Source organism: Streptomyces sp. NPDC031132 (genome assembly GCF_055570595.1).
Window position 1 is genome coordinate 1 of sequence record NZ_JBVIGX010000072.1, and the last position, 8050, is coordinate 8050.

The window sequence follows — 8050 nt, forward strand, 5'->3', positions numbered from 1 at the left end:
TTCCCGATCGGCATGCTCGCCCGGTAGATCTTGCCGTTGTCACCGGCGAAGAACAGGTACATGTTCTGGTCGTCACCGATGATCGTCTGGTCGATCGGGGCGGCGCCCGGGATACTGCCGGTGAACAGCGGCTGCGGCGCGGACCAGCCGTTGGGGTTGGTGGGGTCGCTCGACGTGCGGTAGATGAAGGGCCACTGACCCCACTGGTACGCGAGCACCCAGATCTTCTTGGGCGCGAAGTAGAACAGCGTGGGCGCCACCGTGGTCTGGCTCATCCCCGTCTGACCGGCCGACGCCATGTCCGGCCAGTTCGTGAAGGGGCTGAACATCATCGAGCCGTACGACGATCCCGAGGTGTTCGAGGCGTACACCAGGTGCTTGCCGTTGTACACCACGTCGGTGAAGTCCTTCAGCGAGCCCCACCCGTTCGCCGGCTGCGCCAGCGCACCCGTCGACGTCCACCGGTACGTGGACGGAAGAGAACACGCGCTGCCGGTCGGCGTCGGCGTGGTCGGGGTCGACGTCCCGGACAGGCCGGTCCACTGCTGGTTGGTGCCGGACCAGCAGGAGTACAGCTGGATCTTGGTGCGGTTGGTGGTGGCCGCGCCGACTGCGTCGAGGCACAGCCCGGACTGGACGCCGGCGATCGTGCCGTTGGTGTTGACGTTCCACTGCTGGGCGGCGCTGCCGTCGCAGTCCTCGATGACCACCGCGGTGCCGTTGCCGGTGCCCTTGGCCAGTGCGCTCAGGCACTTGTTGCCGTAGATCATCAGCTGCTTGTCGGAGGTGTAGGTCCAGCGCTGGTTGGCTTGACCGTTGCAGTCCCACAGTTGCGCCTGGGTGCCGTTGGCGGTGGTGAAGCCGTTGATGTCGATACAGCGACCCGAGGGGACGCCCTTGATCGCTCCGGTACCGGTGCCGCCGGTGGCACCGGCGGAGGCCTTGAGGGCGTTCACGACGGCGGTGTGGGCGGCTTTGGCGTTGCCGCTGTTGTCGAACAGCAGGGGGCTTTCGGCGCTGCGCCAGGAGTCGCTGTCGCGGATGCCCCATACCGTGATGCCGCTGCACCGGGCCACGGACAGGCAGGCCTTGACCGTGTTGGCGTAGTGGGTGGGGGAGGCCCCGGCGATGTCCAGCTCGGTGATCTGGACGTCGACGCCCAGGGCCGCGAAGTTGGACAGGGTGGTCTGGAAGCTGGACGGCGGGCCGCCGACGCCGAAGTGGCTCTGGAACCCGACGCAGTCGATGGGCACGCCGCGGGACGTGAAGTCCTTGACCATGTTGTAGACGCCCTGGGTCTTGGCGTCGGTCCAGTTCTCGAAGTTGTAGTCGTTGTAGCAGAGCTTGGCCGAGGAGTCAGCCGCACGGGCGGTGCGGAACGCCTCCTCGATGAAGCCGTTGCCGAGCACGTTCTGGAACACCGAACTGCGGTGCTGGGAGGAGCCGTCGGCGAACGCCTCGTTGACCACGTCCCAGGCGTAGACCTTGCCCTTGAAGTGGGTCATCTCGGTGGTGATGTGGTTGTTCATCACGCTACGCAGCGTGTTCGCGTCGCCGATGGAGCTGACCCAGGACGGGAGCTGCGAGTGCCAGACAGTGGTGTGCCCGCGCATGCGCTGGCCGTGGGCCAGGGCATGGTTGACGATCTGGTCGGCGGGACCGAAGTTGAAATTGCCGCGGGACGGCTCGACGGCGTCCCACTTCATCTCGTTCTCCGGGGTGATCATGTTGAACTCCCGGTCCGAGATCGCGGCGTACCGCGAGTCGCCGAGCCTGCCGGCCGCCACAGCGGTGCCGAAGTACCGGCCCGACGGGGCTGCCTGCGTACCCAGGCTCGCGGCTCCGGCGGAGCTGGGGAGGAAGGTCACGACACCGGCGACCAGCGCCGAGGCCGACAGTCCTATCGCGCATATCCGGCGACGCCGGCTGAGCCGGTGCAGGCCCTTCATGATTCTCCTCGGCGCTCGCGGGTCACCCTGGGTGCCGTGATCGTGCGCGCGTCGGCCGGTACGGCCCGATCCGCCGCGGGGTGGGTGCGGTGCAGGACGTGGGGCCGTTCCTGCGTACCGGTCGCCCGGAGTTCGTGCATGTGTCGCGTCATGGGAGGGCTTTCTTCAGGAGATGCGTCAACGGGAGAGTCCGGGGAACCTGCCGCGCCGACACGCATGGTGAGCGGCGGGGAAAGCACCCCACGTTATGGAGGCCCCCGAATGCGCGGTCCCGTAACAAAAAAGTCGCGCCGCCCGGACGATTGCCCCGTGATGCATCTCGCGGCGAAAAAGCGTTATGTCGCCCAGGCCCCGCGCACGATGAAGGAAGCCTGGCCGGCGAAGGTGCGAGTGCCGTCGGAGCCGTCTAGCCGGATGCCACCGTCGCGGTGGCGCAGGACCGATCCGGGATAGTTGTGCGCGTGCAGGGTCACCGACCCGATGACCGCCCCGGGGCTGGGACAGAAGGTGGCGTCTTCACGGAACAGTTCGCTGCCGTCGTTGGTGCTCAGCTGGAGCCGCAGTTCACGATGGCGCAGATAGCGGCCGTCGGCGGCCCGGAAGGTGACGCACCGTGCGTCCGCCAGCCCCCCGACGACCGTGAAGGTGGCCCGCTGCCTCGTCTGCGTGCTGCTGGGTGCGGAGACCGGGCCGAGCGTCGCGAAGTCGTCGGCGTACGTGAGGTACAGGGCGGGGTCCTCCACGGACTCCAGCGACCGGGCGCCCAGCGGAACGGTGCCCGCTACGGCGGACGGACCCACCGGGGAGGGTCCGGCTGATGTGGCAGTGCGCGACGGTATCGACGTGGGATCGGCGACCGTGGGAGCGGCGATGGCGCCGGGCGCCCGATGCTCCGGTTCGGGCCAGGCCGCGTAGGTGGCGGTCCCGGCTATGAGCACCGCGCCGGTGGCGAGGCTCACCAGTGGATGAGCGGTCACCGCGGAAAGTTTGGCGACCAGCGCGCTGTGCAGAGCGCCTCCGCCCGCAGCGGTGGCGGTGGCGACGGGGACCGTGGCCAGCCCGGCGGCGCTCGCGGCCGTACCCGACAGCAGGCCCTTGGCGGCCAGCGCGGCGACGAGTCCGGCCGGGACGGCCAGCGGCGCCAGGCTGAGGCCCAGGGGCAGCAGTTCGGCCGGAACCCGTTCCGCGGTCGTCGCCGTGCAGAGCGGGCAGCCGCGGGTGTGCCGGGCGATCCGCTTGCGCCACACCGATCCACGCAGACCGTCCCAGCCGACGAGGGTCTCGTCCAACTGCGGACAACGCGGGTCGGCCCCCAACGCGGCGACGATCGTGCGGCTCACATCCAGTTGCTCGCGCATGCGTTGCAGGCGTACTCCGACGTGGGCGACGGTGAGCCCCATCGCGGCGGCGATGTCGTCACGGCTCAGCGATCCGGCGCGCTCCTGCCACCACAACGACAGCAGCACCTGATGGTCCGGGTCGAGCCACCGGCCGGCTTCGAGGACCTGACGGCGCTCGTCCGATACGTGCAGACGCAGGATCGTCACGTCCTCGGGTTCGGCGCCGGCGTCCGGTAGCTGGAGCGCCTCGTCGATGACCGTGGTCCGGTCGGCGAAGGCGCGTTGCCGCTGCCAGTGGGCATTGACCTGGCGGAGCGTGATCGACACGAGCCAGGACCGGAAGCTCTCCGGAGCACGCAGCGCAGGCAGGTCGCGCACCACGCGCAGCAGGGTTTCCTGGACGACGTCGTCGACGTCGGCATGTCCGCTCAGCGTTCGTCGGACGATGTTGTAGAGCAACGGCAGGTACGCGGCGATCAGCTCCTCGCGCGCCCGATCGTCACCGGCCTGCGCCGCGACAACCAGCCCCGTGTGATCCGTATCCATGAGACCCATTCACACCTCTCTCAGGGGAGCGATCCGCCGAGTACGGCGCAACACCTTGGCGTCGGCAAGGGTATGCGTGCAAAGCCTGTGCTTTGGGCCGGGGTTGACGTCCGCGTTCCAGCCGCGGCACCAGGCGTCAAACCCGGCCACGGATCAACGCCCTACGCGCACCTCGAGGTGCCCTGTAAAAGTTCCCGGCTCAAGGCAACCTTTGCAGGGCCTGTGACCACAAGGAGTCGGATCCGGCCGTCCGGTAGCCGGATCCACTTTTCCTCTGGTGGCATGCAAGGAGAACACCCCCCATGAAGAAACCCACGAACGACGGGCGCCGCGGGCGTCACCGCCGTCGCTGGACCGCGACCGGTCTGCTGCTCGGCGTGCCCGCCGGCGTCGTGCCGTATCTCCTGTTCGTGCAGGAGGACTCGCAGGCCGCTACGGTCGACGGCAACGCCTACTACCGGCTGGTTTCCGTACGCAGCGGCAAGGCGCTGGACGTCAACGCCTTCTCCACCGCCGACGGCACCCGCATCCAGCAGTGGACCGACCAGAACACCGCCAACCAGCAGTGGAAGCTGCGACCCACTGGGGACGGCTACTACGAGCTGGTGAACCGCAACAGCGGCAAGGTACTGGGCATGGCGGGCGATTCGACAGCTCAGGCGGCCGCTGCCGAGCAGCAGACCGACAGCTCCTCCACCTCCCAGGAATGGCGGATCGACGAGGTGAGCGGTTCCGGCGCCGTCGTCCTCACCTCCCGCAGGAGCGGCCAGGTCCTGGACGTCTCCGCAGGCTCCACGGCCGACGGCGCGGCAGTCATCCAGTATCGCGGCCACGGCGGCACCAACCAGCAGTGGAAGCTGGTGAAGACGGCCGAGAGCCAGGCGCCCGGATCCGGACCGTATACGTGGCGAAACGCCCAGGTGGTGGGCGGCGGTTACGTCACCGGCCTGGTGTTCAACCCGCGGGAGAAGGGCCTGCTGTACGCACGTACCGACATGGGTGGCGCCTACCGCTGGGACACCGGGGCCGAGCAGTGGATCCCGCTGACCGACTGGCTCGGCGAGAAGGACTGGAACCTGCTGGGCATCGACGCGCTGGCCACCGATCCGGTCGACGCCGACCGGCTCTACCTCGCCACGGGCACCTACACCAACAACTGGGCCGGCAACGGCGCGATCCTGCGCTCCAAGGACCGCGGCCGCACCTTCCAGCGCACCGACCTGCCGTTCAAGCTGGGCGGCAACGAGGACGGCCGCGGGGCGGGCGAACGGCTGGCGATCAACCCCGCGGACAACAGCACCCTGCTGCTGGGCACACGCAAGAACGGGCTGTGGCGCAGCACCGACCACGGCGCGACATGGAGCCAGGTCTCCTCGTTCCCCGTCAAGGACGGGGCGAGCAGCGGCGCGGGCATCTCCTTCGTGACGTACGGCCCGGCCGGCAGCAAGACGGTCTACGTCGGCGTTGCCGACGGGTCCACCTCCCTCTACCGCTCCACCGACGGCGGCAGCACCTGGCAGGCCGTCCCCGGGCAACCCACCGGCCAGATGCCGCAGCACGGCGTGCTCTCCGGTGACGGCTCGCTGTACCTGTCGTACACCAACGCCCTCGGCCCCAACGGCGTGACGGCGGGCTCGGTGTGGAAGCACACGCCGGCCGGCGGGGCCTGGAAGAACATCTCCCCGTCCCAGGGCAGTTACGGGTTCTCCGGTCTGGCCGTCGACCCGCGCAAGCCCTCCACGGTGATGGTCACCACCCTCGACCGCTGGTGGCCGGAGGACGAGATCTACCGGACCACCGACGGCGGCACGACATGGAAGGCCCTGGCCGGCAAATCGGTACGGGACGCCTCCGCCGCTCCGTACGTAGGCACCGGCACCGGGCACTGGATGACCGCCCTGGCCATCGATCCCTTCGACTCCGGGCACGTGCTGTACGGCACCGGAAGCGGCATCCTGCGCAGCAAGGACGCCAACGCCTCCGACAGCGGCGGCACCAGCCACTGGAGCGTGGGGGCCCGCGGCCTGGAGGAGACCGCACTGCTGGATGCGATTGCCCCGCCCGGCGGCGCCCATGTCATCACGGCCATGGGCGACCTGGGCGGATTCCACCACGACTCTCTGACCGAGGTGCCCGCCGGGCGACTGAAGAACCCGATGATGACCAACAGCACGTCCATCGACTTCGCACAGTCCAACCCCGCGATGATGGTCCGCGTCGGCCGTGGCGGCGCGCAGGACGGCGCCTACTCCACCGACGGCGGCCGCAGCTGGAACGGCTTCACGTCAGAACCGGTGGCCGGCGCCGACAGCGGCCGCGTAGCGCTCTCCGCCGACGGCTCGGCCATCGTCTGGACGCAGACCGGCCAGGCCCCCTACCGCTCGACCGACAAGGGAGCGAGCTGGTCGAAGGTCAGCGGCCTGGGCACCGACGCCGTCGTCGTCGCCGACCGCTCCTCGGCCAGGGAGTTCTACTCACTGGTCGGCGGCACGCTCTACGCCAGCACCGACGGCGGGGCGACCTTCAGCGCCCGGGCCGCCAACCTGCCCGCCGACGGCCGGCTCGAGGCCGTTCCCGGAGTCGCGGGGGACCTGTGGATCGCCGGCGGCGGCCAGGGACTCCTGCATTCCACCGACGGTGGCCGCACCTTCACCCGGCTCGCCGCGGTGAAGTCCGCCTCGGCCCTCGGCTTCGGCAAGGCCGCACCGGGCGCCTCCTACCAGGCCCTGTACCTGATCGGCACCGTCGAGGACGTCGCTGGCGTCTTCCGCTCCACCGACAAGGGTGCCACCTGGCTCCGGGTCAACGACGACGCCCACCAGTGGGGCAGCATCGGCGGCACCGGCGTCATCACCGGCGACCCCGACGCCTTCGGCCGCGTGTACGTGGGCACCAACGGACGTGGCCTGCAGTACGGCGACCCGTCCTGACCCCGACGCTCCGGCAGGGCCGCAGGCACAACGGCCTGCGGCCCCGCCACGGCCGAGGGACCTGGGGAGACGTCGCTGCCGGACGCGGATAACCGGCTCCGCGGGGAACAAATCCTCGTGGTCCAGCCCCCTGTGAGAGGCCTGCGGACAGGCTGAGCTGAGTGCCGTCGGTGGTGCTGGCGCCGGGCACGTCCAGGCAGCGGCCGGAACCGACGTTGCCAACGCTCAGCGGCCAAGACCTCGCGCTGGACCGGACAGCCGCGATCCGCTGGGCGCCACGCAGAGCGGCACACGTGCTGCTCTTCGGCGCGGTCGTCGGCACGGTGCTGCTGACCGTGCAGACCATGGGCGAGTCCATGGCCACCACCGCGTTCGTCGTCCGAGACAGCGCGGGCCTGATGGGACTGGTCGCCCTGGGCGCGGCGCTCTCGGGCGGCCAGTACGCCTGGACGCTGCCGTTCGCCTGGCTCGCGTTCTCGTTCTTCGCCCCGCCCCCGACGAGTGTGCCGACGCAGGTGGCGACCTGGATGCTGCTGCCCCCCGGCACGGCAGCGGGCACCTGGACGGCCCTGGTCCTCACGGTCGCCGGCACCACGGCCTACGCTGCCGCAGGACCGAGACGGTGACGATCGCAGCGCGGTCGCGTGCGGCATGCGCACGCATCGGATCGAGCCCCACCACGCCGCCTCGTTCATCTGGGACCCGGGAGTACTTCAGCGTGTCTCCGTGACCGATCGTCGGAGGTGTCCGCCCAACTGCGGGGGCGGGGCACCGTGAGCCCCAGGTCGAGTCGCTGGTCCATGTCCAGGCGGAAGGTGCCGTACGGGTTGACATGGATCAGAACGGCGCGGTCAGGCCACGCCGGTCCTCGTCGCTGAGCTTCTTCGCCCATTTCGGCGGCCAGGACCTGCTGGCAGCATTGTGCTGACGTGCACGACGCTGGACTGGAGCAGGTGCATCCAGGAGGCGAGGAGGTTGGCCCGCAAAGCCGGACGGGGTCCGGGCCCGGGGCCTCGACGTCACGGTGCACATGGCTCCGCTATGACGAAACCTTCAGTCCTTCAGGCAGTAGTGGCGGCGGACGGCGCCGCAGCGGTGCGCCCGGCCAACAGCAGCGGCCGCTGGTACCGCTGGTAGCGCGGCCTGCGGCAGTGCCCAGCCGAGCTACGCCATGGTGGGCCGCTCCCCCCGACGGGGGGGGCGGGCCACCGCCGGTGTTGGTCCTCCTGTTGGAATTGCTCTTCGAAGGAGAGGAAATGGGGTGAGGACGTTCGCCGATGATCGG

At 69.7% G+C, this 8050-nt stretch carries 4 protein-coding genes and 1 pseudogene; 2 read left to right on the top strand and 3 right to left on the bottom strand.

From position 1 onward, the window contains the following. From ACZ49B_RS38655 to ACZ49B_RS38665, 3 genes are all read right to left on the bottom strand, one after another. Positions 1 to 1949 (bottom strand): non-reducing end alpha-L-arabinofuranosidase family hydrolase (locus tag ACZ49B_RS38655; RefSeq protein ID WP_468315890.1); only part of this gene is annotated, 1949 nt, incomplete at its 3' end. After that, positions 1946 to 2101: a hypothetical protein gene (locus ACZ49B_RS38660; protein ID WP_468315893.1), complete on the bottom strand. Its 156-nt coding sequence runs from the start codon at positions 2099 to 2101 to the stop codon at positions 1946 to 1948. The genes ACZ49B_RS38660 and ACZ49B_RS38655, both read right to left, overlap by 4 nt. A 183-nt stretch (positions 2102 to 2284) precedes the next feature. Further along, on the bottom strand, positions 2285 to 3835 hold the full coding sequence (locus ACZ49B_RS38665) for a sigma-70 family RNA polymerase sigma factor (RefSeq protein ID WP_468315896.1): 1551 nt from the start codon (positions 3833 to 3835) through the stop codon (positions 2285 to 2287). Positions 3836 to 4137: 302 nt separating this feature from the next. Between ACZ49B_RS38665 and ACZ49B_RS38670 the strand changes: the two genes are divergently transcribed. After that, positions 4138 to 6765: an RICIN domain-containing protein gene (locus ACZ49B_RS38670; RefSeq protein WP_468315899.1), complete on the top strand. Its 2628-nt coding sequence runs from the start codon at positions 4138 to 4140 to the stop codon at positions 6763 to 6765. Between the two features lie 224 nt (positions 6766 to 6989). Then, positions 6990 to 7391, top strand: a pseudogene (locus ACZ49B_RS38675) (hypothetical protein); the annotation flags it as partial. Positions 7392 to 8050 lie beyond the last annotated feature (659 nt).